The following is a 25,903-nucleotide window of genomic DNA, read 5'->3' as shown; positions in this document are numbered from 1 at the left end:
GAAGACCTTGCGGTGTCCGGCCTCGGCCGCACCCGGCTCGCCAAGTCCGTGCACGACGCGGGATGGTCCGCGTTCGTCCGGATGCTGGAGTACAAGGCGATCAAGCACGGCCGCACCTTCGCCAAGGTGGACCGGGCCTTCCCGTCCTCCCAGGTCTGCTCCGCCTGCGGATTCCGGGACGGCCCCAAGCCCCTGCACGTCCGGCAGTGGGCGTGCGGCGCGTGCGGCACAGTGCACGACCGCGACCACAACGCAGCACGTAACGTCCTCTTCGAAGGACGCCGTATCGTCGCCGCCGGACGGGCGGAGACGCCAAATGCCTGTGGAGCGCCGGTAAGACGGGCACACGTGCCCGCACAGCGCGGTGAAGCAGGAAGCCACCGGAAGGGTCAGACGACCCAGGCCGGAATCCCTGGACTTTAGGCCAGGGAGCACGTCAAGGTGCCTGCTCGCCCGCCGCCGGATCACCTTCCAGCGCGCCAAGACCTGGAAGGAGTCCCCGGACCCGGAGCGTGACGTCGAACTCGACCGCCTTCGAAGAGGTCCTGGACCGCTCTCCCGACCGCGTGTTCGCCTTCGACGAGTTCGGACCGCTCGGCATCCTCCCCGCCGCCGGCTCGTCCTGGGCGCGCCTGTCAGTCACCCCGAGCGGCATCCCGCGACCCACCACGGGACCCACGGAGTGCGGTACTTCCACGGCTGCTCCTCCCTCGGCGACGACACCCTATGGGCGTCAACCGGCGCAAGAAGGGCGCCGCGAACACCCTGGCCGCGCTGAAGTCGATCCGGGCGGCCCGCCTGTTCGAGTGCCGCGGGTCAGGGCTGGTCGCCCACGAGAGCGATCGCGCGCGTCTCGGGAACGCCCAGCATCAGCAGGCTCGTGATCGTCGCTGCTCGGGCGCCGGGGGTCCGGTTCGACAGATCGCTGTCCGCGATGGCGAACACGACGCCGTAGGCAACCTGGCTCAGAATGCCCGCCGGCAGGTGCTGTGCGAACACGTCGTCGTCCTGGCCCCGTTTCACGAGGTCGGCGAGGAGCTCATCGACTGGCCCGAGCAGGCCGTGGATCGCCTCGCCGTACTCGCCACGGCGCAGCGCCAACAGCACTCGGTACCGGTGTGTCACCGGCCAGACACGGGCGATGAATTCGACCCACGTGGCGTCCGCTTCCGCGCCGGAGGCGTTGACTTCGGTGAGCACGGCTGTCACCTCGGCGACGGCCCGTTCCGTGAGTGTCCGGACCAGGTCGAGGCGCGAGGGGAAATGGTCATAGACCGTGCGACGGACGACGCCGGCAGCGGAGGCGATGTCGCCCATTCCGGCGTCGGGGTTCTCTCCCAACACATCGAGGGCGACGTCGAGGATGCGATCGCGTGTCTCGATCATCGAGCGCACACGGGAGGACTCGGTGGACACGGCACCAGTATTGCACACGGGTGTACAGTGAGATTGGCTGTACACCGGTGTGCAGTGGAGAGTTGCGCTGCGCTTCGAAGCTCAGGAGAAGAGAAGAAGGCCATGACCGCACCGACGCCGCCTACCTCGACCCTCGTCCGCCCGTTCACCGTCTCGATCTCGGAATCGGAGATCGACGACGTCAAGCAGCGACTGGCCAGAACCCGATGGCCGGATCCGGAAACGGCGGGCGACTGGTCGCAAGGGGTTCGCGTAGAGAACGCCAGATCTCTGGTCGACTACTGGGAGCGCGGCTACGACTGGCGGCGCTTCGAGTCCGAGCTCAATCGCTTCCCCCAATTCCTGACCGAGATCGATGGGCTGGACATCCACTTCATCCACGTCAGGTCCAAGAATCCCCACGCGATGCCGCTGATACTCACGCATGGATGGCCGGGCTCGATCGTCGAGTTCCTGAAGCTGATCGGCCCGCTGACCGATCCGGTTTCGTTCGGAGGAGACGCCGCCGATTCATTCGACGTCGTCGTCCCGTCGCTCCCCGGGTTCGGGTTCTCCCAGAAGCCCACGGAGACCGGGTGGACTGTATCGCGCATCGCAAGCGCATGGGTGGAGCTGATGAAGCGTCTCGGCTACACGAGATGGGCCGCGCAAGGCGGCGATTGGGGTGCCGTCGTCACCACCGCCCTCGGGGCCATGCAACCTGAGGGGCTTCTCGGAATTCATCTGAACACCCAGTATGCCTTTCCCGCACAGATACCCGACACCTTGTCGCCCGAACAGCGCTACGCCGTGGAGACCCTGGCCCTCTACACCGGTGATCTCGGCGGGTCGAACCACCTTCAGGGCACGAAGCCGGAGACTGTCGGATTCGCCCTGGCGGACTCTCCCGCCGGCCAGGCAGCCTGGATCTACGAGAAGTTCCAGTCCAAGACCGACAACCACGGCCTCGCCGAGGACGCCCTCAGCATCGACGACATGCTCGACGCGATATCCCTCTACTGGTTCACCAACAGCGCAGCGTCGTCCGCCCGCATCTACTGGGAGAACAAATCGCTCACTTTCGCCGGCCCGAAGGTGACGCTTCCGGTCGCGGTGACCGTCTTCCCGAGGGACATCCCCCGCCTGCCACGAAGCTGGATCGAAGACACCTACAGCAACCTGATCCACTACGGCGAGGCCGACAAGGGCGGGCACTTCGCGGCCTTGGAACAGCCCGAGATCCTGGTCAACGAAATCCGCACCGGCCTGCGCACCCTTCGTTCCTGACACCAACGCTCCAGGTCTCGGACGCCACCCCCCATCCAACCGCCACGACCGGACACAGCACTAGCCGGCCTCGTTCGGCTTGTCGGGTTTGAACTCGGTGACCCGTTCCAGCAGGATCGCCTCCCAGGCCCGCCGCAGCTGGGTGCGCAGCAGCGGCAGGGGGCCCATGTCACGGCCGTCGAGGCGGTCCGCGAGGCGCAGCACGGTGTCGCAGCGGGCGAGCCACAGTCCGCGCAGGCAGGGCCGGGCGCCGTAGGCGGCCAGGGTGGCGGCGCGCACGGCCGCGCCGGAGCCGACGGCGATCGCGAGCCCGGCGATGTCCTCCGCGGGGTCGCCGACGGCCGTGTCGGTCCAGTCGAGGACACCACGCACCCGCCCGTCGTCGCTCACCACCAGGTGCTCGCCCTTGAGGTCGTGGTGGACGAGGACGGCGGTGCCGGACTGGGCGGTGAGCTGCGCCGCGCCGGCCCGGGTGAGCTGCCGCAGCAGCACGGGATCGAACTCGTCGGCGGCGCCCAGGCGTTCGGCGGCGGGCACGGCCATCCGGCGCAGCGCCTCCAGCGAGCGCGGCGCGGCGCGCGGCACGCCGAGGTTCTGGGCCTGCCGCAGAGGCACCTCGCGCAGGCCGGTGAGCAGCCCGGCGAGGTCGGCCTCGCCGAGGGCGGACACGTCGCGGTCCTCCGCGAAGCCGCCGGGCAGTCGGGTGTCGAGGGTGTACGTCAGTCCCGGCGCCCACTCGCCGTGCGCCACGCTGACCGGGACGCCGACCGGCAGGTGCGGGCGCACGAGGTCGCGCACGCGCAGTTCGCGCCGCTGCCGGGCGGAGGCGTCCCGGTCGGGGGCGAGCCGCAGCACATAGCCACTGCCGACCCACCACGTGGCGTGCTCGCCGCCCTCGGCCACGGGCCGCACCTCGGGTCCTGCGGCGCCGGCCGCGCCCTCCTGGACGAGCGCGCGGATCAGCCGGCGGACGGTGTCCGTGCTGGGGGTCGGTGCCTGGGTCATGATCGCGCCGTTGTCGTCCGGGTGTCGTCGAGGGGTTCTCTCCTGCTCGCGGGGGCGGTGCCCTCACTCCACTATGACCATCTCGCGGGTGGTGTCGTTGAGCCGGCGCCCACCGTCCGCGGTCACGGTGACGATGTCCTCGATGCGCACGCCGAACCGGCCGGGCAGGTAGACGCCGGGTTCCACGGAGAAGCACATGCCGGGCACGAGGGGCTGCTCCTCGCCCTCGATCATGTACGGCGGCTCGTGCGTGGTGACGCCGATGCCGTGCCCGGTGCGGTGGATGAAGTACTCGCCGTACCCGGCGTCCTCGATCACCGCGCGGGCCGCGCGGTCGATCTCCTGGCAGGCGACGCCGGGCCGTACCGCGCGAAAGCCCGCCTCCTGGGCGGCGCGCACGATGTCGTGGACCGCGCGTTCCTCGTCGGTGGGCTCCCCCACGTGGACCGTGCGCGTGGTGTCGGAGCCGTAGCCGTCCTTCAGGCCGCCGAAGTCGAGGACGACCATGTCGCCGCGGCGGATGACGCGGTCGCCGACCTCGTGGTGCGGGTCGGCGCCGTTCGGCCCTGAGCCGACGATGGTGAAGTCGACCTGGGAGTGCCCGAACCTCCGCAGCAGATCGGCGAGGTCGCCGCCCACCTCGGACTCGCGGCGGCCGGCGAAGGGTGCCTTGCGGATCTCCTCGAACGCCGCGTCGGCCGCCGCTCCCGCCGCCGCCAGCAGCTCCAGTTCCGCGGCGTCCTTGACGGCGCGGAGCATCGGCAGGGCGTCGGTGAGGGCGGCGTAGGAGGTGCCGGGCAGCGTCTTCTGCAGGCCGAGCAGGTGCATCGCCCAGGCGTTGTCGCTGACGCCGAACCGGCCGCTCGGGGCGAGCAGGTCACCGGCCACGGCGTAGGGGTCCGCGCCGTCCCTCCAGTCGCGCAGGGCCAGCGCGGGCGCGCCGGGCGCCTGCCGGGCGTCCGGGGCCTCCAGAGCGGGCACGACGAGCACCGGGTCGCGGCCTTGGGCCAGCACCAGCAGGGTGAGCCGTTCGGTGACGGCGGTGGGCGCGTAGCCGGTGAGCCACACCAGGTCGGGGCCCGGCGCCACCAGCAGTCCGGCGAGTCCCGCGTCGGCCGCGGAGCGCGCCGCGCGTTCCATGCGGGCCCGGTAGTCGTCGGCGGTGAAGGGAGCGGGCGGGCTACCGGACATCGGGGCCTCCGGGTACGCGTGCGCGGGCAGGGTGGACAACCACGGGAAGCATCCTGCCCGGACCCGGAGGGCGACGCGAGCCGTTACCGGCTCGCGTCGCGGTGACGGCGGTGTGCCGGCGCCGGCCGGCCTCCCCGCTGCCGTCGGCGGGCCGCTCGCGGCGGTCAGGTGACGACACCGGGTACGGCGGTCATCTGCCGGTAGCCGCCGCCGTGGTGGCGCACGCCGAGGGTGACCTGCTCCCCCGGGCGGGCGCGGGAGACGGCCCGGGCGAGGTCGGCGGCCGTGCCGATGCGGCTCTGCCCGAACTGGAGGATCACGTCGCCGCGTGCCAGGCCCGCCGCCTGGCCGGGGCCGGGGTCATGGACGGCGATGATCTGCGCGCCCCCTTGCTCGGCGTCCACGGCCTCGACCCCGAGGGTCGCGCCGGCCGGTGCCCCGGGCCCCGGAGCGGTGGCGGGGGTGACCGGGTTCGACGACGGGTGCGGGTGCGGCGCCTGCCGCTGGAGCTGGGCCAGCTTGCCGGTGCCGACCGCGGTGGCGCCGACCGCGCCGAGTCCGACGCCGGACAGCACCAGCACCGTGCCGGCGAACAGTCCGAACAGCATGGCTCTGAGCCGCCTGCCGCGTCGTCGCGCGGCGTGCGGGCGCGGGCCGGAACCGGGCGCGGGTCGGGCCGGCCGCTGCTGACCGGGCACTGGCTTGGTACGCAACGCAGTCTGTTCCATGGATCGCCTCCGGCAGATGCTCTACCCGGCGGGCTCGGACGCGACGAGCCACGAACGAGTGAGACTGCCGGAGGGACGAGCGCGGAAGGGTCATGCGGGCCGCTCGGGCAGGCCCGTGCCGGACAGCCGGCGCGTGCGGCTCCGCGGGGCGTGCCCCTCTACGCCGGTTCCCTGCGGTGTACGACCGGGGGCCCGGTGAGCGGTACGGCGACCGTGCCGGGCAGCCCGGCGGCCGCCGGGCCGGGCAGCGGGCTCAGGCCGTGGCCCGCGGTGAGAGCGCGCACGTCGGTGCCTTCGTAGCACAGGGCCGGCCGGAAGGCGCCGCCTCCGTCGGCAGTGCGGGCCGAGCCGAGTCCGTGATCGGCTCGGCCCGTACGGTCGGGCGGTGCTTCTGCGCGTGCGGCCGCCCGGCACCCGGACAGGCCCGCGTGCGCACGGGCCCCGCTTCACCGGTCGCGGACGAGGACGGCCACGTCCGCGCCGCGAGCCGCGCGGGACCGCGCGCGTCGGGTGGTGGCGGGCTTCAGGCGACGGGCAGGGCGGGGGCCGGTGGCCGGTCGGGCAGGAAGCGGTGGGCGCGGCGGGCCAGATAGCCGGACTTGTACCGGTCGACCGTGCGGTGCCAGTTCAGGATGCCGGCCAGCCAGTTCCGCAGGTCGGCCACGTATCCGTCGAGCGCCCGGCCTGCCTCGTCCGACAGGCCGAAGTCCGCCCGCACGACGGGGAGTTCGTTCGCGATGACGTGCTGGAACTGCGCCATGCGCTGGGTCATCAGATCGTGTACGACGCCCAGCGCGGCCGGGTAGTCGACGCCGAAGAAGTTCTGCACGACGAGGACGGCGTTGTGGATCTCGCCCTCGTACTCGATCTCCTTCTGGTACGAGAAGACGTCGTTGAGGAGGCACGCGTAGTCGACGGCGGCGTTCTCCATCGAGCGCACCGGGCCGCTGCGGTAGACCTCCGGCGGGATCGCCGGGCCCTGGCCCATCCGGCACAGGCTGAGGGTGAGGTCGGCTCCGAAGGTGGCCCGCCGCATCTCCAGGTAGTCGACCGGGTCGGGGATGCGGTTCTGCGCCTGGTTGGCGAGTTCCCACAGCCAGCTCTCGGTCATCACGTCGACGGACGCCTTCACGGCGCGCCGCTGTTCGGCGGTCATGCCGGCCGTCGTGCGCGCCCACAGGTCGATCAGGCCGCGCTCCAGTCCGTTCACCGGGGCGGGGGCCTGCGCGCCGTCCAGGGGCATGCACGCCGACAGCCGCGCCGTGGTGACCCGGGCGGCGGCCAGGTCCCGGCGGTGGCCGAACAGCAGCGGGTAGTAGTCGTCGCCGTAGGTCCCCCAGGCGAGCCAGGCGGAGCCGAGGTCAAGGGCCTCGGGCGTGGCGTCCGGGTCGAGTCCCGCGGCGCACAGCGCGAGGTCGGAGGCGGCGAACCGGTCCTCGTCCCAGACGCCCTCGGCCAGCATGCCCATGCGGTGCGTCCAGGCGGTGAGCCGGCCGCGGGCGGCGTCGAGGTGGGGGCTCAGCTCCACCTGGAAGGGCATGTGGAAGTCGGGCAGCAGGGACGGGCCGACCTTCTGGAACGGCGTGTGGGAGTAGGCGCGCAGCCGTTCGGCCGCGGCGGACGCGAGCAGCGCGCCGATGTCCGCCGCGCCGGTGCCGGGTCCGGCCGGCACCTGCCACGGGGAGCGGGTGGCGGCGCCCTCGTTCATGTAGCGGCTGGAGCGCAGATGCCATTCGTGGCCGCCGGACTGCCAGTCCTGGAGGCCCTTCGTGTAGGCCGCCACCGCCGCCACCTGGTCCGGGGTGAGGCCCTTGTCCAGGGCGAGCGCGGGCACTTCGGTGAGCGCGGTGTGCTCGAACTGGTGCAGGCGGGAGGTGAGGATGTCGTTGACGGTGTCGGCGGCCTCCTGTGTGGTGCAGTCGAAGAAGGTCTCCAGGACGAGCACGCCGTTGCTGTTCTCGCCCTCGTCCTCCACCTCGCGCTGGTAGGAGAACAGGTCGTTGCGCAGGTGTACGGCGTCGGCGAAGGTCTCCATGAGCACGCGCAGCGGCCGTGAGCCCGCGACGACGGCGGGTACCTCCGCGGTCGCGTACTCCACGAGCCCCGCCGACCAGGGGGCGCCGCCCACCTTGCGGCGCATCTCGATGTACTCGACGGGGTTGGCGATCCGCCCCTCGTTGATGTTGGACAGCTCCCACAGGGACTCGTTGAGCAGGTGCTCGGTGGCGACGGCGAACCGTGCGCGCCAGTCGGCCGACATCGACGGCACCGTGCGCGCCCACAGGTCGGCGAGGCCCGCCTCGACGGGGTTGTCCGGCTCCGGCACGGGGGCCGTCACGTCGAGCGGCATGAACAGCGGCAGCCGGTCGAGGTGGGCCTTGCCCGCGGTGCGGTCCTGGCTGCGCTTGTACTTCTCCAGGAAGTGGTCGTCGAAGAAGAACACCCACACGTACCAGTCGGTGATCAGCGAGAGGGCCGGGGCGTCGCAGTCGGGGTGCGTGTAGGCGCACAGCAGACCGTAGTCGTGCGCCTCCAGGTCGGCCTGGTCCCAGACCCCGGAGCCCTCCAGCATGCCCATCTCGCGCGCCCACGCGGTCGAGTGGGCACGGGCCTCGTCGACATGCGGGTTCAGCCGCGCGGGGTACGGCATGTAGAAGTGCGGGAGTTCGAAGGGCTGCGTCATGGCCGGGCCCTACCCGCGCCCTCCACCCCCCATCCACCCCCCGACACATGATCCCACCATCGCGTGAACCCCACCCGAACACCGGGACCTTCACAGTACGGAGCTGTCCGCGCGGAGTTGCCGGTGCACGCCGGCGTGGTCCGGCCGCTCAAGGACGCGACGGCCAACTCGTCGTACGCCGACGGGCGCTCGCCCGGGAACCGGCCCGCACCCTGCTCACCGGCGCGCTGCGAGCGGCCCGGGACGGGGACGGCACGGTCGCCGTCGACGAGTACGCGCTGCTCGGCCTCGCGGTCCTGAGGGGCGTACCGGCGGGCGACCGCCGACTGCTGCTGCGCCGGAGTCGCGCGTCAGTCGACCGCGGCGACTGGGGTCCGGTCCACCCGGCCGGTAGTCGCCTGGGCCAACCGCACGAGTGGAGCGGCCGACCCCGGACAATTCTGCGAGGGCGGCGTGCGGGAGCTGAGTCCGCAGGCGGACCAGCGCGACCAGCACTCCGTCGGTGAACACCAGCTCGTGCTTGCGGCCGGCCCCAGCGGCAGGGTGACGCTTCCCTCCCCGACGCTGATGCAATGCCGATTCACGCCGGGCCTCCACGGCCCGGCCAACTCCTCGATCAAACACACATGTGCAGGCGAGACGCCGGTGAACGCAGGATGGGACAAAGCCGCACAGGCCCACTTCCTGGTCACACTCGAAGAACTCGTACGGCAACCCCCACGTCACGGTCTGTGACCGTGCTCACGCTTGGCGGGCAGGACAGAAGGTCTCCCCCAGGAACGCCGAAACCGCCTCGGTGAACGCCTCCGGCGCTGCGTGGTGAATCAGGTGTCCGACCGGGATGGTGACCACTCGCCCCACAGGGATGCGACGGGCGAGCTCGGCGACACCGTCCTGGGGAACATGACTGTGTGGGCCGCCGGCGAGCACGAGGGTCTCGGCGGTGATCTGGCCGAGTCGCTCCAGCCACCTGGGATCGGGCTGGTCGATCTGCCGCCTGACGGCCAGCACCATCTCCCAGTCGAAGGTCAGAGGGCCGTCCGGCCTGGCCGGCGTGCTCGGCTCCCGGGGACGGGGGACCGGCACATCCTCCAGAACGAGCCGACGCACCCGCTGCGGATGGTCCTCCGCGAGCAGGTAGGCCACGACCCCGCCCATGGAGTGCCCGATCAGATCCACTGGTCCAAGTCCCAGCGCGTCCAGGAGCCGGAGCACATCGGCCTGCATGAGTTCGAGTGAGTAGTCCCCCGGCCAGTCGCTTCGGCCGTGACCGCGAAGATCGAGGGCATACACCCTTCGACTCCGGGCGAGGGCAGGCAGAACCACCTGCCAGTCGGTGGCATCCTCGCCCAGCGCGTGCAACAGGACGAGTGGCGGAGCATCCGGAGGACCCGACACCTGATAAGCCAGCCGGACTTCGCCCACGTCGACCGAGCGTTGATCAATCATGTCCGGAGGATATGCGGACGGGTCCTGCCGGAGATTGGCATTCACCAGCAGCCGAACCACCACCCTCAGTCAGCAACTCAGGTTCTCAGCCACACGGTTCTGGCCCAGGTGGCGGAGTCTTCATACGGCCGTGAGCTGTGCGACCCGGGTGAACTCTTCCTCCAGGCGGTCGTGGCCGAGGGCTGCGAACTCGCGGTCGAGGTCCGCCGGTGTCACTCCGCGGAGTTCCACCATGGTGCGGGCGGCCCGGACCCAGGGCGCCCACTGCGAGCCGTACTTCACCTGCTCCATGTGGCACCCGGGGATGGGCTGGAGCGTCACGGGGTGATGGAGGGGACCGACGACTCCCCAGGCGGGCACGCGTCTCGCCCATGCCGCTACGAACCGCCCACCGCGTAGGGCGTGGCAGAGCTGGATGGAGATCCCGGCGCAGGGCACGCATACCGGCGGGCTCGTCGTACGCTCGCCTTCCCGGACCGCACCGCAGGAGTCCCGCAGGAGAAACAGGTGCGGGCCGTGTGGGTCCGGCGGCATGCGGGAGCAGACCTGGCACATCATGTTCAGCATCGCCCTACGCTGCCGGTACGGATGGACGTTCCGGAGTTGTGGGCTGCCCCGGCGCCGCTTGGGCCGCAGGGCGTACCTAGCCCACAGCACACCGAAACTGTCCCGGTCGTACGGCGTCTCATCCACGTACCCGATCCCCGGGACCACGCGGCGACGGGTGATCGGACACGACAGGAGCCGTTCCTCACTCCATCCGGCGATGTAGGGGACGACGCCTGGCGGTGGGGGAGGCAACACGATCGAGAACCTTCCTATGTCGAGACGAGAGTGGTGGGCCCGCCGGCCCCGCTGGGGAGAGTCGGGAGCGGGAAGCGGGCGGGAGTCTCGGGGGCTCCGGTCACTCCCTGGGGCGCGTGCGGAGCCGGTCCGATCGGTGGCCACGCCCCCGGACCGTCGCCACGGTCGCGGGGGCCTGTCGGTGACTCACCACACTTCCGCCTCTGGCGGCGCGTTCCTACTTCGTTCCGTGAACGTTAGGTACGGAGTACGCCTACCGTGAGAAGCGTGCCTAACGTCCCAGGGGTACTTGTGAATGAAGCGCTGAGTCGTGCGATGCTTCGGGCGCGCATGACAGATCGTCAATTAGCGGAAAAGTGCGGCGTCGACATCAAGACGGTCGGCCGATGGATCACCGAGGGCGGACGGGTTCCCCGTGCCCGCCATCGATGGGCCATCTGCGAGGCACTTGGGGAGGACGAGGTGATGCTGTGGCCAGCCGCCACAAAGAAGGCGATCAAGGTCGGTCCCGACCGTGAGGTCGTTTCCGTCTATCCGTACCGGTCAAGCTGCCCGGCTTCCCTATGGCGGTCGTTGATCGCCAAAGCCGGGCGAGAGTTGACCTTCGCCGGTTACACCAACTACTTCCTGTGGCTCGAACAGGCCCGGTTCGGCGCTGCGTTGCGACGCAAGGCCGCTCAGGGGTGTCGGGTTCGTTTCCTGCTCGGTGACCCTGACAGTGATCTCACGCGGTCCCGCGAGCGGGACGAAGGTGTTGCGCTTACGCTCTCGACGCGTATCCGCGTGACCCTGGCCGAATTGGAGAAGATCAGAAGCCAACCGGGCATCGCCGCAAGGTTCAGTGATGGGCACGCGTACCTGTCAGTGTTCCGCTTCGATGACGACATGATCGTCACGCCGTTGCTGACGCACAGCGTCGGCCACGATGCTCCTACGCTGCATCTGCGCCGCCATCAGGACGACGGCATGTTTGATCGCTTTGCTGCGCACACCGAGGAACTGTGGAAGCGGGGCACCCCGGTATGGGCGGAGGAGAGGCATGAGTAGGCGCGACTACGAGGACGACCCGAACGCCCCGGCCGCGAACAGCTTGGTTCCGGCTGCCTCCGTCGTCGTTGTCGACGGCTCCGGGCGCATTCTGCTCCAGCGTCGGCGCGACAACGGCATGTGGGCACTTCCCGGTGGCGCCATGGACATCGGTGAGTCGCTGCCGGACTGCGCGATCCGGGAGACCCGCGAGGAAACCGGGCTTGACGTTGAGATCACCGGCATCGTCGGGACCTACACCAACCCCCGTCACGTCTACGCCTACGATGACGGCGAGGTCCGGCAGGAGTTCTCCGTCTGCTTCCTGGCTCGGCCCGTGGCCGGGCAGTTGGCCGTGTCCGAGGAATCCACCGATGTCCGCTGGTTCGAGCCCGAGGCGGTTGACGCGCTCCCCATGGTCGCCGGCATCCGGAAGCGGGTGAACGACTGGCGTGACGGCACTATGCCCGCAGCCCGATAGCCGGGCCGAGCGGCCAAGCCGCGCGGCGCGCCCGCAAGGCGCGCCCTTGAAACCAGTAGGGAAAAGTTACCGGCCCGGCGCCCCCGCGGGGTGGTCTGTCAGCCCTGGGTCAGTACGGCGCATGACTGGCCGGGGAGGTGCAGGGTGCCGTCCGGGCCCGGGGGTCGGGTCGGGGTCCAGGCGGCCAGTACCTGGGCGCCGCGGGCGCCCAGCGGGATCGCCGCGGGTTCGGGACCGAGGTTCACGGCGACCCGGACGTCACCGCGGCGGAAGGCGAGCCAGCGTGCCTCCTCGTCGTACGCCACCTTGGTGTCGGCGAGGTCGGGATCGGTGAGGTCCGGCTGCTCCCGGCGCAGCGCGATGAGCCGGCGGTACCAGGCCAGCACGCGCGCGTGTGGCTCGCGTTCCGGTTCCGACCAGTCCAGGCAGGAACGCTCGCGGGTCGCCGGGTCCTGCGGGTCGGGCACCTCGTCCTCGGCCCAGCCGTGCGCCGCGAACTCCCGTCGCCTGCCCCGCCGTACGGCCTCCGCCAGCGCGGGATCGGTGTGGTCGGTGAAGAACTGCCACGGCGTGAGCGCCGCCCACTCCTCGCCCATGAACAGCATCGGCGTGAACGGCGCGGTCAGCGTCAGCGTGGCCGCGCAGGCCAGCAGACCCGCAGGGAGGGCGGCCGACAGCCGGTCGCCCTGGGCCCGGTTGCCGACCTGGTCGTGGGTCTGGGCGTAGCCGAGCAGCCGGTGCCCGGCCACGCGGGTGCGGTCCAGCGGCCGGCCGTGGTGCCGGCCCCGGAAGCTCGCATACGTGCCGTCGTGGAAGAAACCACCCGTCAGGGTCTTGGCGAGGGCGGCGAACGGGGCTCGCGCGAAGTCGGCGTAGTAGCCCTGGGACTCGCCGGTCAGCGCGGTGTGCAGGGCGTGGTGGAAGTCGTCGTTCCACTGCGCGTGCACACCGAGCCCGTGCTCCGCGCGCGGGGTGATGAGCCGCGGGTCGTTGCGGTCGGACTCGGCGATCAGGAACAGCGGCCGGCCCAGCTCGGCGGCGAGGCCGTCCACGGCCGCGGACAGCTCCTCCAGGAAGTGCAGCGCACGCGTGTCCCGCAGTGCGTGCACCGCGTCCAGCCGCAGCCCGTCGATCCGGTAGTCGCGCAGCCAGGCCAGCGCGCTGCCCACCAGATAGCGGCGCACCTCGTCGGAGCCGGGAGCGTCGAGGTTCACGGCCGCGCCCCAGGGCGTGTGATGGGTCTCGGTGAAGTACGGACCGAACGCGGGGAGATGGTTGCCGGCCGGGCCCAGATGGTTGTGCACGACGTCCAGGACCACGCCGAGCCCGAGTTCATGCGCCCGGTCGACGAACCGTTTCAGTGCCTCGGGTCCGCCGTACGGCTCGTGCACCGCCCACGGCGACACGCCCTCGTAACCCCAGCCGTGCCGCCCGGGAAAGGGACACAGCGGCATCAACTCCACGTGGGTCACGCCCAGTTCCGCCAGATGCCCGAGCCGCCCGGCCGCCGCGTCCAGGGTGCCCTCGGGGGTGTACGTCCCCACGTGCAGCTCGTACAGCACGGCGCCCGGCAGCGCGCGGCCCGCCCACGGGGCCCGCCACGCGTACCGCGCGTGGTCCACGACGGCGCTCGGCCCGTCCGGTCCCTCCGGCTGGCGGCGGGAGCGGGGGTCGGGCAGCACCGGGCCGTCGTCCAGCGCGTACCCGTACCGCGCGCCGTCGTCCGCCGCCGCCTGGACCGACCACCACCCCGCCCGGTCCGGATCGCGTTCCAACGCGCGCGTTGTGCCCTCCACATGGAGCGTCACCCGGTCTGCCAGCGGTGCCCACACCTCGAACTGCACGGACGGTTCCCCTTCGTCTGCTCACCGTGATGTAGCCCGTCCATGGTGCCGTGGGCGGGGTGGATCCGCTTTTGAATCTTGGCTTTTCCAGGCGCATGTCGCCCGAAGTACGCGCGCGTGGCGGGCACTTTCCCCGCACCGGGGTCTCCTGGACACCCGGGGTTCACTGTCCGACAATCACCAGCGTGACGTCGTCCTTCGAGCACCACACGTATCCAGCGCGGCTGTCCGACGCCGAGCGCGACAAGGCGTTGAAGGTGCTGCGCGACGGTGTCGTAGCAGGCCGGCTGTCGCACGACACGTTCGTGCGCCGCATGGGGCTGGCGCTCGCCGCGCGGCGGCCCGAAGAACTCGCCGTGCTCACGGCCGACCTGCCCCGGGAGGGCGGCCTCATCCGCGGCGTCCTCGGCGCCGTCGAGGCGGTCTCCGGGTTCACCGTACGGCTGCGCAGGGCCTGGCACGCGGAGCGGCTGCCCAAGCTGCTGCTGCCCCACCCGGCGGCCGGCCACCCGCTGCGCATCGGCCGTGACCCGGCCAACGGGCTGCGGCTGAACCATGAGACAGTCTCCCGGGTGCACGCCGAACTCAGCCGGCAGGGCGGCATGTGGGTGCTCAGGGACCTCGGCTCGACCAACGGCACGAGCGTGAACGGGCGCCGGGTGCTCGGTGCCGTCGTGGTCCGCGCGGGCGACCAGGTCTCGTTCGGCCGGGTGGCCTTCCGGCTCGCGGCGGGCTGAACGGGCCGGGGCGGGCTCATACGCCCCGGACTTGCCCGAGCGCCGTTCGCCTTGGGCTTCAGGCGCCCCGGGCCTCACATCCCCCGGCTTCACATGTCCCGGTCGCGTGCGTGGTGGGCCGCTGCCAGCACCGTGCGCGACTGGTGTTCCACCTGGTGCTCCAGGGGCACCCAACGAGCGCGGAAACGTTGCGCGAAGGCGTCGCACCAGACCGCGACGAGGTGTTCGAGGCCGGGCGCGGCACGGTCGTCGGCGGCCCGGAGCACCCGCAGCAGCATGGCCGCGGCCCGCAGCGGCAGCCGCCGCCCGAACGCGTCCACGCTCCCGACGTACGCCATCGTCGTGTCGACCGGCGGCGTGTCGATCCAGTCCGCGGCCAGCCCCGGGATCAGCTCAAGCGCCCACCGGGCGGACCGCAGCAGCGGACCCCCGGTGCCGTCCAGCCGCGGCAGCGCCTCGGCCAGCACCCGCTCCACCTGGAGCGCGTCCCGCCGCAACCGGTGCGCCAGCCGGCGTATCGCCGCCGCCGGGGCGGGATGCGGCGCCGGGTCGTCCACCAGGTCGCTCGCCCACATCGGCACCTCCACCACGGCCGTCAGACCGCCGTACCGGTGCGCGTGGTACCAGGTGCTGCGCCGCGCGTCGTCCGGCATGCTCGGGTACGCGGCACCGGAGTCCGGCCCCGGCATCACCCGCACCCCGGGTCCCGAGGCGGGCCACCCGGCCGCGTCCGAGGCGCCCGTCTCCACCGGTATGCGCAGCTCCGCGGCGGACTTGGCGAACGGCTCGGCGAGCCCGGGCACGTCCCTGGTCAACTGCACCCAACTGCCGCCCAGATCGGTGCCGTGCAGCGTCACCTGGAGATAGGGCCGCAGCTCGTCGATCACCCCGGTCAGGGTCCGGGTCTCGGGCGGCAGCCGGTCCGGCGGCAGTGCGGCGGGCGACCACTCCGGCTGCTCGGGCCCGGCGGGGCGGTAGAAGCCGAGGTGGTAGTCGAGCAGGCTGCGCGGCGCGGGCGCCACATGCAGACTGGCCCCGTCGGGGTCCGCGCACAGCAGGAAGTGCCAGGAGGTGGCGGATCGCAACTGCCGCTCGTACAGCACCCGTTCGGCGAGGGCGAGGAGGGTGGAGCCACCGGTCGGCTCGTTGGCGTGGGCACCCGCCACCACCAGGACGGCCCGTCGGGCATGCCCCACGGAGAGCAGGTGCAGGGGTCTGCCCGCGCTGGAGACACCCACCTGTCGCAGCGCGCACAGGCCTGGCCGCTCCCTGGCCAACGTCCGTGCGACCGCGGTGAGTTCGGAAACGCTGGGGTAATGCAGCTCCGGCAGCAGACCCACCCCCGACTTGTCCGCCTGACTTCGCCATCCCCAGTGCCGCACGCCGGGAAGCAACTGTCAAGCAGGACGCGGCGGAGCCACCGAGTCCGGGTTCGCCTCCGGTGCGTGCCGCGCCCGCCGAGTGCCGGGAGCCGGACGCGGGCCGCCTCCGGGAGTGGCACCGGGGTGGCACCGGTGCGGTACGCGTCTGGCCGCGCGGAGCCGGTGGGTGACCCGCGGCTGCCGCGCCAAGCGTGCCGCACCCGACGGGCCGCACACCCGGCCGCCCGCCCGAACGCGTCACCCGACGGGCCGCACCACCCGGCCGCCCGCCCGAACCCGTCGCCCGGCCCCGAACGCGTCGCCCGCCCGAACGCGTCACCTGCCCGAACGCGTCGCCCGCCGTGCCGCTCAGGCGCCACGCGGGGCCCGCGCCGAGGGGCAGCCCCCGAGACGAGGCCGCCCTGCCGCCTGTGACAACCCGTGTCTTCCTGCCGTTGGTGCTCGGGTCAGTCCATCGCCGCGGCTCGCTCCAGCAGGGCCACCGGGCGGGGGCCGAACAGTTCGGGCACGCGCGCGTGCCCGGTGAACGTGCGGTCCGGGTCCAGCACGTCCGCCCAGCGGCCCGGCGGGAGCGCGAGCCGCGTGTCGCGCCAGCCGCCCGCCTCCGCGAGCCGCAGCGACAGCCGCGTCACCGCGGTCACCACCTCCCCGGACCGCGCGAACGCCAGGCAGTGCGCCGCGGCCGGGCCCTCCGCGGTCAGCGCCGCGTACGTCCCCGCCGCCCCGAACACGTCCGGCCGGCGTGCGCGCAGCCGCAGCGCCGCCGCCGTCACCGCGGCCTTCTCCCCGGACCCGCCCGCCGCCCCGGTCGGGAACCGCACCGGCCGCCGGTTGTCCGGGTCCACCAGCGCCCGGTACTCGTCCTGCGTGCCCTGGTACAGGTCCGGCACCCCGGGCATCGTCAGATGGACCAGGGCGGCGCCGAGGACATTGGCCCGTACGTGCGCCGCCAGCGCGTCCCGGAAGGCGGCCACGCGCTCGCCGGGCGGCCCGCACGGCCCGGCCGCGACGAACTCCGTGACCGCCTCCTCGTACGCCGTCTCCCGCTCCGTCCAGCTCGTGTGCAGGCCCGCCTCGCGCGCGTGCTTCAGCAGCGCCCGCCCGACCCGCTCCGGGTCCGCCGGGCCCAGCCCGAACACCGTCTGCCAGGCCGCCCAGGCGAGCTGCGCGTCCGGCGCCGCGCCGTCGCGACGCACTTCGGCGAGGACGTCCGCCCACCGCGACGGGCACTCGGTGAGCACGGCCAGCGCGGCCCGCACGTCGGCGCTGCGCTTGGTGTCGTGGGTCGACAGCACGGTCCCGGTGCCCGGCCAGTCGCGCTGCACGCGCGCGCAGTACGCGTGGAAGTCCTGCGGGGACACGGCCGGGCCGCCCGGGTCGCCGCCGACCTCGGTCGCGGACAACAGCGGCACGTACCGGTAGAACGCGGTGTCCTCCACGGACTTGGCGCGCAAAGCCGACGCGGTCTGCGCGAACCGCGTACGGAACTCCGCGAGGGCCGGGCCGGCACCGGGCGTGCCGTCCCCGTCCGGCCGCAGCAGCAGGCCGCGTACGACGTCCACCGCCTCGCCCTCCTCGGGCACGGCGAAGGCGCGCCGGGCCTCGGCGGCGGCCCCCTCGGTGATCACGCGTGCCGCGTCTTCGCAGGCGTAGGGCCGGTACACCCGCAGCCGGACGAGCAGTTCCCGCAGCGCGGTGCGCAGCGCCCAGGGCGCCCGGTCGCGCAGGGCGGGGTCCGGCGAGGCGGCGCACAGCCGGCTCACCACCCGGGTCAGCCGGTCCGCCTCGGCGGCCAGCTCATGGGTGAGCACCTGGTGGGCGGCCCGCCGCACCGTGGCCTCCCAGTCGCCGCCCCGGTCCGCGCGCGGTGCCGCGAGGCGCCGGTAGTGGCCGAGCAGTTCCTGCGCGCCCGCCGGATCCGTGAACACGCCGTCGACGTGCCGGAGGGCGTCGTAGCCGGTGGTGCCGGCGACGGGCCAGGCGGCGGGCAGATGCTCCCCGGCGGCCAGGATCTTCTCGACGACGGTCCAGCGCCCGCCGGTCGCCTCGTGCAGCCGCCGCAGATAGCCGTCGGGGTCGGCGAGGCCGTCGGGGTGGTCGACGCGCAGCCCGTCGATCACGCCCTCGCGCAGCAGCTGGAGGATCTTCGCATGGGTGGCCGTGAACACCTCCGGGTCCTCCACCCGCACGCCGATGAGTTCGGAGATGCTGAAGAAGCGCCGGTAGTTGAGTTCTGTACGGGCCAGCCGCCACCACACCGGCCGGTACCACTGGGCGTCCAGCAGCAGCGGCAGCGGCAGGTCTTCCGTGCCCTCGCGCAGCGGGAAGGCGTGGTCGTGGTAGCGCAGCACGTCGCCGTCGACCACCAGGTGCTCGGCCTCCGCGCCGAGCGGGCCGCCGAGGACCGGCAGCAGCAGCTGCCCGCCCTGCGCCTCCCAGTCGATGTCGAACCAGCGCGCGTACGGCGACTTGGGGCCCTTGCGCAGTACCTCCCACAGGGCGCGGTTGTGCCGCGGGGCCATCGCCATGTGGTTGGGCACGATGTCCACCACGAGCCCGAGCCCGTGCTGCCGCGCGGTGCGCGCGAGCGCCCGCAGGCCCCGCTCACCGCCCAGCTCGTCCCGTACGCGCGCGTGGTCCACCACGTCGTAGCCGTGCGTGGAGCCGGGCACGGCCTCCAGGACGGGGGACAGATGCAGGTGCGACACGCCGAGCGAGGCCAGATGGGGCACGGCGGCCTCGGCCGCCGCGAACGGGAACTCGGGCTGCACCTGGAGCCGGTAGGTGGCCGTGGGCACCACCGGCCCGGGACGCTCGTCTGCCATGCGGACATCCGTCATGCAGACCTGTGTACCCGTCCCATCCCTTTTCGTGTCACGGTCCCCCCACACGCACTCACGCGCGCGTGGAAGGCTTCGGCCTGCGGCGCCAGGCCGGGCGGGGCGTCCACACGCACCCGCGCGCGGCCGGTGCCCGGCTAGGCCGGGCGTTGCAGCACCGTGAGGCTGCGGTCCGGGAGGGTGAGGCGGGTGCCCGCGGCCACCTTCGGGCCGGGCTGCGGCGGTACGCCGTCCGGGTGGGACGTGTCGACGGTGATCTGCCACTGCCGGCCGTGATCGACCGGCACGACGAAGTCCAGGGTGTCCGGTGAGGCGTTGAACATCAGCAGGAAGGAGTCGTCGGCGATGTGCTCCCCGCGCGGGCCCGGCTCGGAGATCGCGTTGCCGTTGAGGAACACCGTCAGCGCCGAGGCCTGTGCGAAGTCCCAGTCCCGCTGGGTCATCTCGTGGCCCTCGGGGGTGAACCAGGCGATGTCGGACAGGTCGTCGTGGGTGCCCTCGACCGGCCGGCCGTGGAAGAAGCGGCGCCTGCGGAAGGCCGGGTGGTCCTTGCGCAGCCACACCATCGCCCGCATGAAGTCGAGCAGTTCGTGGCCGTCCTCGGGCCACTGCACCCAGGACAGCTCGTTGTCCTGGCAGTAGGCGTTGTTGTTGCCGCGCTGCGTGCGCGCGAACTCGTCGCCGTGGCTGATCATCGGCACGCCCTGGGACAGCATCAGCGTGGCCGTGAAGTTGCGCATCTGGCGGGCCCGCAGTTCCCGCACGCCCGGGTCGTCGCTCTCGCCCTCCACCCCGCAGTTCCAGGACCGGTTGTGGCTCTCCCCGTCCCGGTTGTCCTCGCCGTTGGCCTCGTTGTGCTTGTGCTCGTACGACACCAGGTCGCGCAGTGTGAAACCGTCGTGGCAGGTCACGAAGTTGATCGAGGCGAGCGGGCGCCGTCCGTCGTCCTGGTACAGGTCGGACGACCCGGTCAGCCGGGAGGCGAACTCGGCGAGCGCGCGCGGCTCGCCCCGCCACAGGTCCCGCACGGTGTCGCGGTACTTGCCGTTCCACTCGGTCCACAGCGGCGGGAAGTTGCCCACCTGGTAGCCGCCCTCGCCCACGTCCCACGGCTCGGCGATCAGCTTCACCTGGGAGACCACCGGGTCCTGCTGGACCAGGTCGAAGAACGACGACAGCCGGTCCACCTCGTGGAACTGGCGCGCCAGGGTGGCCGCGAGGTCGAACCGGAAGCCGTCCACGTGCATCTCGGTGACCCAGTACCGCAGCGAGTCCATGATCATCTGCAGGACGTGCGGGGACCGCATCAGCAGCGAGTTCCCGGTGCCGGTGGTGTCCGTGTAGTAGCGCGGGTCCTCCGCGAGACGGTAGTAGCTCGGGTTGTCGATGCCCCGGAAGGACAGCGTCGGACCCAGGTGATTGCCCTCCGCCGTGTGGTTGTAGACCACGTCGAGGATGACCTCGATCCCGGCCTCGTGCAGCGCACGGACCGCCGACTTGAACTCCAGGACCTGCTGTCCCCGGTCGCCCCAGGAGGCGTACGCGTTGTGCGGGGCGAAAAAGCCGATCGTGTTGTAGCCCCAGTAGTTGCTCAGGCCCAGGTCGGCGAGGCGGTGGTCGTCGACGAACTGGTGCACCGGCATCAGCTCGAGGGCCGTCACCCCGAGCCCCGTCAGATGGTCGATCACCGCCGGGTGCGCGAGCCCCGCGTAGGTGCCGCGCAGTTCCTCGGGCAGCGCCGGGTGCCGCATGGTCAGGCCCTTGACATGGGCCTCGTAGATCACCGTGTGGTGGTACTCGGTGCGCGGCCTGCGGTCGTCGCCCCAGTCGAAGTACGGGTTGACCACGACGGACGTCATGGTGTGCGGTGCCGAGTCCAGGTCGTTGCGCTCGTCCGGCGCGCCGAAGTGGTAGCCGTAGACCTCCTCGCCCCAGTCGACGCTGCCGCTGACCGCCTTGGCGTACGGGTCGAGCAGCAGCTTCGCCGAGTTGCAGCGCAGCCCGCGCCCCGGGTCGTACGGCCCGTGCACCCGGAACCCGTACCGCTGCCCCGGCATCACGCCGGGCAGATACGCGTGCCGCACGAACGCGTCGCTCTCGCGCAGTTCCACCGCCGTCTCCGAGCCGTCGTCGTGCAGCAGACACAGCTCCACTCGGTCCGCGGCCTCGGTGAAGACCGCGAAATTGGTCCCGGCGCCGTCGTAGGTGGCGCCGAGCGGATATGCCTCTCCAGGCCAGACCTGCATGGATACGACTCTTGCAGGTGTGCCGTGCCGCCGGGGGCGCCTTGGCCCCGAGTCGCGGCACAAAGTGAGGGAACCCGCCGCCACTTGGGTCCCTCTTACCGGGCGACCAAGGCACACGAGCGACGCATGTGACGCCGTGTGCGAAACCAGTGGGGCAGACACGTACTCCCGGGACCACAGGGGGAGTAGGGGGAAAGAAGTGCGCGAGACAGTGCACAGACATCTGGGCAAGGTGGTGGCCGGCGCGGCCATAGCGGTGGCGGCGACCGCCGCGATGATCGGGATCACCCTGCCGGGCACGGCGGGAGCCGAGGGGGCGGGCGACGGCGCGGCCGGCGGCCGGACCACGGGGCAGGCCGCGCCCGGACAGACCGCGCCCGGACAGACCGCGCCCGGGCAGGACGGGGCGGTCGCGCCGGGCGTGGTCGAGCAGGCGCCCGAGCAGGGCGCGCGGGGCAGGGGGACCGACCCGCTCACCGACGACGAGATCGCCCGGGTCGAACGGATCGCCCTGGACCGGCAGCACCTCGGTACCGCGCAGGACGTCGAGGGCGAGCGCGGCCCGCAGCGCCTCACCGTCGACCTCGCCGACCCGGACGCCGCCGAGGTCGACGACCCGGCCGCGCCGCGCCGCGCGGACGTGACGTACTACGACTACCGGGACGACACCCTCGTCACCAGGACCGTCGACCTGGACGCCGGGAAGGTGGTGCGCACCGGCGTCCAGCACGGCGTCCAGCCGCCGCTGAGCCGTGCCGAGAACGCCGAGGCGGCCCGGCTGCTGATCGCCGACCCGCTGGGCGCGGGCCTGCGCGCCGACTACCGGGACGCCACCGGCCGGGAACTCACCTCCCCGGACCAGCTGCTGCTCAACGGGGCGGTCTACCGTGCCGCGCCGGGCGCCCAGCCCGCGGCCCTTGACCGGTGCGGAGAGCACCGCTGCGTACGGCTGTTCCCGAAGGTCGTCAACGGGCCCTGGATCGACACCCGTCACCTGGTGGTCGACCTGAGCGCGCGCAAGGTCGCCGCGCTCGACCGCGGCTGAGCCGCGGCCCGCCCGGCGCCCCGGACGCCTCCGTGAACCCCGGTACCTCCCGAATCCCGGTACCTCCCGCACCTTCCTGCAAGGGAGTCATTCCTTCATGCGTGTGAACAGAATCAGCCGTGCCCGCACACGGGCGGCCGTCGGACTGTCCGTGGCCGCGCTGGTCGCCGGTGCCACCACCGGCACGGGCCCGGCCGTCGCCCAGCCGCGCACCGCGGCGCCGGCCGCAGCCGAGTGCAGCGCCGCCTACCGCATCGAGCAGAAACTCGCCGGCGGCACCACCTGGCGGATGTGCTGGCGCTACGACAGCAAGGCCGGACTGGTCCTCGACGACGTCTCCTACCAGCCCAAGGGCGAGACCAAGCCGATCAAGGTGCTGAACAGCGCCCGGCTGGGACAGATCCACGTCCCCTACGACGACGGCAGCGTCGAGTACGACGACCTGACGGGCTTCGGCTTCGCGCAGGGCCTGATGAACCTGGCGCCCGGCGAATGCCCCGGCGGCACCATCAAGACCGTCAAGGTGCCGGACGCCTGGGACCCTCGGCACCCGGACGTCAAGGGCCTGTGCACCACCACCCGCACCCGCGGCCACGCCTACCGCATGCAGGGCGACAGCGCGACCAAGGTCTACCAGGCCCAGGGCAAGGACCTGCTGGTCTACACGGTCAACCAGGTCGGCTGGTACGAGTACATCTCCGAGTGGCGCTTCCAGGACGACGGCACGATCACCATGAACGTCGGCGCGACCGGCAGTCTCTCGTACGAGGACTACGACGCGGGCGACGGCCGCGGCTGGCCGATCGGCAAGGGCGCCAAGGCCTACGCCACCAGCCACAGCCACAACGTCTTCTGGCGGCTGGACTTCGGCCTCGACGGCTCGTCCAAGACGAAGATCGAGCAGTACGACTCGACCGTCACCGCCCCGGCCCGCGGCCAGGAGGCCCCGACCGCGAAGACCACCCGCACCAAGGTCACCAAGGAACTCGCCGGGGACCACAAGACCTACCGCTGGTGGCGGGTGGTCAGCGCCACCGGCAAGAACAAGGACGGTCACGCCCGTTCGTACGAGATCGTCCCCGGCGCCACGACCAGGTACCCCGGGCGCAGCTACACCCGGCACGACGTCTACTTCACCCAGTACAACAAGTGCGAGCAGTTCGCCAGCAACAACACCGGCAACTGCCCAGCCGGAGCGGGCAAGTCCGTCGACAAGTGGGTCAACGGCCAGACCCTCACCCACCCCGTGGTCTGGATGAACGTGGGCTTCCACCACATAGCGCGGGACGAGGACCAGCAGCCCATGCCCGTCCACTGGCAGGGGTTCTCCCTCGCTCCCCGGGACGTCACCGCCATGAATCCGCTCACCCCCGACCAGCTCTCCTGGCAGAACGGACACTGGCAGCCTCGCAGTTGAGCAACGACCCTGTCCATCCGGCTGCACCGCCGACCGCTCCCGGAGTACCCTTCCTTGATCGTTGGGACGGGGATGCCCGGGGGAAGCGGAAGGCGGTGCACGGGTGGGCTCGGGAGGGCTGGAGCTGCCCCCTGGTGACGAGAGTCACGAGGGGAACTCCGCAGACGTCCCGCCCGGCGCGGTGTCCCTGGCCCGGCCGATGGACGCGGCGGGCGCCATCGGACCGGAGCTGGACTGGGACGCCGACGCCTGGCTCGAGGTGCGCACCCGGGCCCAGCGGGCCGGCCGGGCCTACATCTGGCTGAACCTGGTCGAACAGCGGCTGCGCGCGGTCGTGGCCGCCGTCCTGCGGCCCGTCTACGAACCGGTCCACGGCGACGACTGGGTGGTCGCGGCGGCCGGACCCGCCGGGCAGGAGTGGGTGCAGCGCGCGGTCGCCGTGCGCGAGGTCAGCCGCCGCAAGGGCTATCTGCTCGACCCGGCCGACGACAACGTGCTCAGCTTCCTCACCCTGCCGCAGCTGCGCGAGCTGATGGTGCAGCACTGGCCTTGCTTCGAGCCCTACTTCGACGAGCGCCGTGACGTCGAACTCGCGCTGGACGAGCTGGAGGTCACCCGCAACGTCGTCTCGCGCAACCGCGCGCTGTCCGAGGCCGTCCTCGGCCAGGCCGAACGGGCCTCAGCCCGGCTGCTGGAGATGCTCGGCACGGGCGGTGACGTGCCCTCGGCACGGCGGCTGCCCGTCGACGCGGTGGAGGACCTGGTCGGCGACCGGTACGCGGACGTGGTCGCCGTGCACCCGGACCGGGTGCGGCTGCTGCGCCAGTTCCCCGCCGAGGACATCTTCGGCGGCGCCCGCCGCCTGGACGCCATCGGGATCGGACTCAACCTGCTCGTGCAGAACTTCTCCGGGCGGCGCCTGGTGCGGATGGCCGAGTCCGGCGGCCGGGTCCGGCTGCTCTTCCTGAACCCGGCGTCCAGCGCGGTCAAGCGGCGGGAGCGCGAACTGGGGATGAAACGGGGCGAGCTGAGCCGGTCGGTGGAGATGAACATCCTGCACATGCGCCGGGTGCGGTCCCGGCTGCGCGACCCGGGCGCCTTCGAGATCCAGGTGTACGACGAGACGCCGCGCTTCACGGCCTATCTCGTGGACGGCGACGGCGCGGACGGCATCGCGGTGGTGCAGTCCTATCTGCGCGGGGCGCGGGGGATGGAGTCGCCGGTGCTGGTGCTGCGGGGCGGCAGCCGCCTGGTCAAGCCGGACGATGTGGTCGAAGCCGGGCTCTTTCCGACCTATCGCGAGGAGTTCGAGCTGGCTTGGGCGGATTCGCGCCCGGTGTCCTGAACCGTCCCCGGGCGCAAGCGGAATGCGGTCCTCGGATTGTCAGTGGCGCATGCGATCGTAAGAACCACTGGGGGAACGCACCATCAGGAAGGGGGACCGCCCATGGGCCGGCACCGGGAGCCGCTGATCGGCTCCGACCTGGAGACGACCGGGAGAACACCGCGCGAGCGGCACGCCGTCACACCCGTCGCCGATGTCAACGCGGCCTTGCGTGCGCGCGCTTCGGCAGGGCACCGGAGCGTCCGTGCCGCGGCGGTGAGCGAGGTTACGCGATGAGCTGGATCAGCGGACCGCTGGTCGCCTTCGACCTGGAAACCACGGGGACCGACATCGAGACCGACCGGATCGTCACCGCCGCGGTCGTGGCCGTGGACGCGGACGGACGCCCGCCCGAGCCCCGGACCTGGCTGCTCGACCCGGGCATCACCATCCCGCACCAGGCGTCCGCCATCCACGGCATCTCCACGGAACACGCCCGCAGACACGGCGTGTCGGCGGCTCCCGCGATCGAGGAGATCACCTCGACGGTGGCCGACGTGCTCAACTCGGGGACGCCGCTGGTGGTGATGAACGCGCGGTACGACCTCTCGCTCCTGGACCGCGAATGCCGGCGCCACGGCATTCGGCCGCCGGCGGCCCGGCTGCGGGCAGGGGCGTCGCCCGTCATCGACCCCCTGGTCCTGGACAAGCACGTGGACCGTTACCGGAAGGGATCACGCAATCTCCGGGCGCTGTGCGAGCACTACGGGGTGCCGCTCGACGACGCGCACAACGCGGTCGCGGACGCGGTGGCCGCGGCCCGCGCTGCGCGCTCCATGGGCGCCAGACACGCGGTCATAGGCACGCTGGCCCCGACGGAGCTGCATGACCTCCAGGTCCGTGCCGCGGCCGAACAGGCGGTCTCGCTCCAGAGATACCTGCGCCGCACCTCGAACCCCGCCGCGACGGTCGAGCCCGCCTGGCCGGTCGTGCCCTACGCCCACTGACACCCGCGCCGG

Annotated in this window: 21 protein-coding genes and 1 pseudogene; 10 read left to right on the top strand and 12 right to left on the bottom strand. The window is 72.0% G+C overall.

Annotated features, from left to right (window positions below):
- Both ACIRFL_RS26520 and ACIRFL_RS26515 read left to right on the top strand, forming a co-directional pair.
- Positions 1–423: RNA-guided endonuclease InsQ/TnpB family protein (locus ACIRFL_RS26520; protein WP_404033104.1), on the top strand; the 423-nt coding region annotated here is incomplete at its 5' end.
- Positions 380–798, top strand: a pseudogene (locus ACIRFL_RS26515) (IS630 family transposase); the annotation flags it as partial. The gene ACIRFL_RS26520 and the pseudogene ACIRFL_RS26515, both read left to right, overlap by 44 nt.
- 18 nt (positions 799–816) lie before the next feature.
- Here the strand turns inward: ACIRFL_RS26515 and ACIRFL_RS26510 are convergent.
- On the bottom strand, positions 817–1,416 hold the full coding sequence (locus ACIRFL_RS26510; protein ID WP_404033120.1) for a TetR/AcrR family transcriptional regulator: 600 nt from the start codon (positions 1,414–1,416) through the stop codon (positions 817–819).
- 102 nt (positions 1,417–1,518) lie between these two features.
- On the opposite strand from ACIRFL_RS26510, the gene ACIRFL_RS26505 reads away from it, so the two are divergent.
- The gene (locus tag ACIRFL_RS26505; protein WP_404033118.1) at positions 1,519–2,682 is read left to right on the top strand and encodes an epoxide hydrolase family protein; all 1,164 of its coding nucleotides are present in this window, start codon (positions 1,519–1,521) and stop codon (positions 2,680–2,682) included.
- A gap of 60 nt (positions 2,683–2,742) precedes the next feature.
- Here the strand turns inward: ACIRFL_RS26505 and ACIRFL_RS26500 are convergent, their stop codons facing one another.
- From ACIRFL_RS26500 to ACIRFL_RS26470, 7 genes are all read right to left on the bottom strand, one after another.
- Positions 2,743–3,687, bottom strand: a complete 945-nt coding sequence (locus ACIRFL_RS26500; protein WP_404033102.1) for a phosphotransferase family protein — start codon at positions 3,685–3,687, stop codon at positions 2,743–2,745.
- A gap of 63 nt (positions 3,688–3,750) precedes the next feature.
- A complete protein-coding gene (locus tag ACIRFL_RS26495; protein ID WP_404033099.1) occupies positions 3,751–4,878 on the bottom strand; it encodes an aminopeptidase P family protein in 1,128 nt (375 codons plus the stop codon).
- A gap of 164 nt (positions 4,879–5,042) precedes the next feature.
- On the bottom strand, positions 5,043–5,606 hold the full coding sequence (locus ACIRFL_RS26490; RefSeq protein WP_404033097.1) for a PDZ domain-containing protein: 564 nt from the start codon (positions 5,604–5,606) through the stop codon (positions 5,043–5,045).
- A 158-nt stretch (positions 5,607–5,764) separates the two neighbouring features.
- Positions 5,765–5,890 carry a hypothetical protein gene (locus tag ACIRFL_RS26485; RefSeq protein ID WP_404033094.1) on the bottom strand — a complete coding sequence of 42 codons (126 nt, stop codon included), beginning with the start codon at positions 5,888–5,890 and terminating at the stop codon, positions 5,765–5,767.
- A gap of 239 nt (positions 5,891–6,129) precedes the next feature.
- Complete coding sequence (gene cyc2, locus ACIRFL_RS26480; RefSeq protein WP_404033091.1) at positions 6,130–8,289, bottom strand: germacradienol/geosmin synthase Cyc2; 2,160 nt, start codon at positions 8,287–8,289, stop codon at positions 6,130–6,132.
- A gap of 741 nt (positions 8,290–9,030) precedes the next feature.
- A complete protein-coding gene (locus ACIRFL_RS26475) occupies positions 9,031–9,738 on the bottom strand; it encodes an alpha/beta fold hydrolase (protein WP_404033089.1) in 708 nt (235 codons plus the stop codon).
- Between the two features lie 120 nt (positions 9,739–9,858).
- Complete coding sequence (locus ACIRFL_RS26470; protein ID WP_404033086.1) at positions 9,859–10,059, bottom strand: hypothetical protein; 201 nt, start codon at positions 10,057–10,059, stop codon at positions 9,859–9,861.
- Positions 10,060–10,833: 774 nt separating this feature from the next.
- Here ACIRFL_RS26470 and ACIRFL_RS26465 point away from each other — a divergent pair.
- Both ACIRFL_RS26465 and ACIRFL_RS26460 read left to right on the top strand, forming a co-directional pair.
- Positions 10,834–11,589 carry a DUF5919 domain-containing protein gene (locus ACIRFL_RS26465; RefSeq protein ID WP_404033083.1) on the top strand — a complete coding sequence of 252 codons (756 nt, stop codon included), beginning with the start codon at positions 10,834–10,836 and terminating at the stop codon, positions 11,587–11,589.
- Positions 11,582–12,049: an NUDIX domain-containing protein gene (locus ACIRFL_RS26460; protein ID WP_404033080.1), complete on the top strand. Its 468-nt coding sequence runs from the start codon at positions 11,582–11,584 to the stop codon at positions 12,047–12,049. Before ACIRFL_RS26465 ends, ACIRFL_RS26460 begins: the two co-directional genes overlap by 8 nt.
- A gap of 98 nt (positions 12,050–12,147) precedes the next feature.
- Here the strand turns inward: ACIRFL_RS26460 and treZ are convergent, their stop codons facing one another.
- Positions 12,148–13,893, bottom strand: a complete 1,746-nt coding sequence (gene treZ / locus ACIRFL_RS26455) for a malto-oligosyltrehalose trehalohydrolase (RefSeq protein WP_404033077.1) — start codon at positions 13,891–13,893, stop codon at positions 12,148–12,150.
- A 185-nt stretch (positions 13,894–14,078) separates the two neighbouring features.
- Between treZ and ACIRFL_RS26450 the strand changes: the two genes are divergently transcribed.
- The gene (locus ACIRFL_RS26450; protein ID WP_404033075.1) at positions 14,079–14,630 is read left to right on the top strand and encodes an FHA domain-containing protein; all 552 of its coding nucleotides are present in this window, start codon (positions 14,079–14,081) and stop codon (positions 14,628–14,630) included.
- A gap of 89 nt (positions 14,631–14,719) precedes the next feature.
- Here the strand turns inward: ACIRFL_RS26450 and ACIRFL_RS26445 are convergent, their stop codons facing one another.
- The 3 genes from ACIRFL_RS26445 to glgX all read right to left on the bottom strand — a co-directional run bounded on the left by ACIRFL_RS26445 (position 14,720) and on the right by glgX (position 21,098).
- Entirely contained in the window at positions 14,720–15,970 is a 1,251-nt protein-coding gene (locus ACIRFL_RS26445) for a M14 family zinc carboxypeptidase (RefSeq protein WP_404033072.1), read from the bottom strand.
- A 488-nt stretch (positions 15,971–16,458) separates the two neighbouring features.
- Positions 16,459–18,837: a malto-oligosyltrehalose synthase gene (gene treY / locus ACIRFL_RS26440; protein ID WP_404033069.1), complete on the bottom strand. Its 2,379-nt coding sequence runs from the start codon at positions 18,835–18,837 to the stop codon at positions 16,459–16,461.
- 152 nt (positions 18,838–18,989) lie between these two features.
- The gene (glgX, locus tag ACIRFL_RS26435) at positions 18,990–21,098 is read right to left on the bottom strand and encodes a glycogen debranching protein GlgX (protein ID WP_404033066.1); all 2,109 of its coding nucleotides are present in this window, start codon (positions 21,096–21,098) and stop codon (positions 18,990–18,992) included.
- Between the two features lie 199 nt (positions 21,099–21,297).
- Between glgX and ACIRFL_RS26430 the strand changes: the two genes are divergently transcribed.
- From ACIRFL_RS26430 to ACIRFL_RS26415, 4 genes are all read left to right on the top strand, one after another.
- On the top strand, positions 21,298–22,143 hold the full coding sequence (locus tag ACIRFL_RS26430) for a Tat pathway signal sequence domain protein (protein ID WP_404033063.1): 846 nt from the start codon (positions 21,298–21,300) through the stop codon (positions 22,141–22,143).
- A gap of 97 nt (positions 22,144–22,240) precedes the next feature.
- On the top strand, positions 22,241–23,560 hold the full coding sequence (locus tag ACIRFL_RS26425) for a copper amine oxidase (protein ID WP_404033060.1): 1,320 nt from the start codon (positions 22,241–22,243) through the stop codon (positions 23,558–23,560).
- A 103-nt stretch (positions 23,561–23,663) separates the two neighbouring features.
- The gene (locus ACIRFL_RS26420; protein WP_404033057.1) at positions 23,664–24,905 is read left to right on the top strand and encodes an SAV2148 family HEPN domain-containing protein; all 1,242 of its coding nucleotides are present in this window, start codon (positions 23,664–23,666) and stop codon (positions 24,903–24,905) included.
- 272 nt (positions 24,906–25,177) lie between these two features.
- Entirely contained in the window at positions 25,178–25,891 is a 714-nt protein-coding gene (locus ACIRFL_RS26415) for an exonuclease domain-containing protein (RefSeq protein WP_404033054.1), read from the top strand.
- Positions 25,892–25,903: the final 12 nt, after the last annotated feature.

The sequence above is a fragment of the Streptomyces sp. NPDC102462 genome, assembly GCF_044765425.1.
Taxonomy (GTDB): Bacteria; Actinomycetota; Actinomycetes; order Streptomycetales; family Streptomycetaceae; genus Streptomyces.
This window is presented reverse-complemented; position numbering and strand designations above follow the sequence as displayed.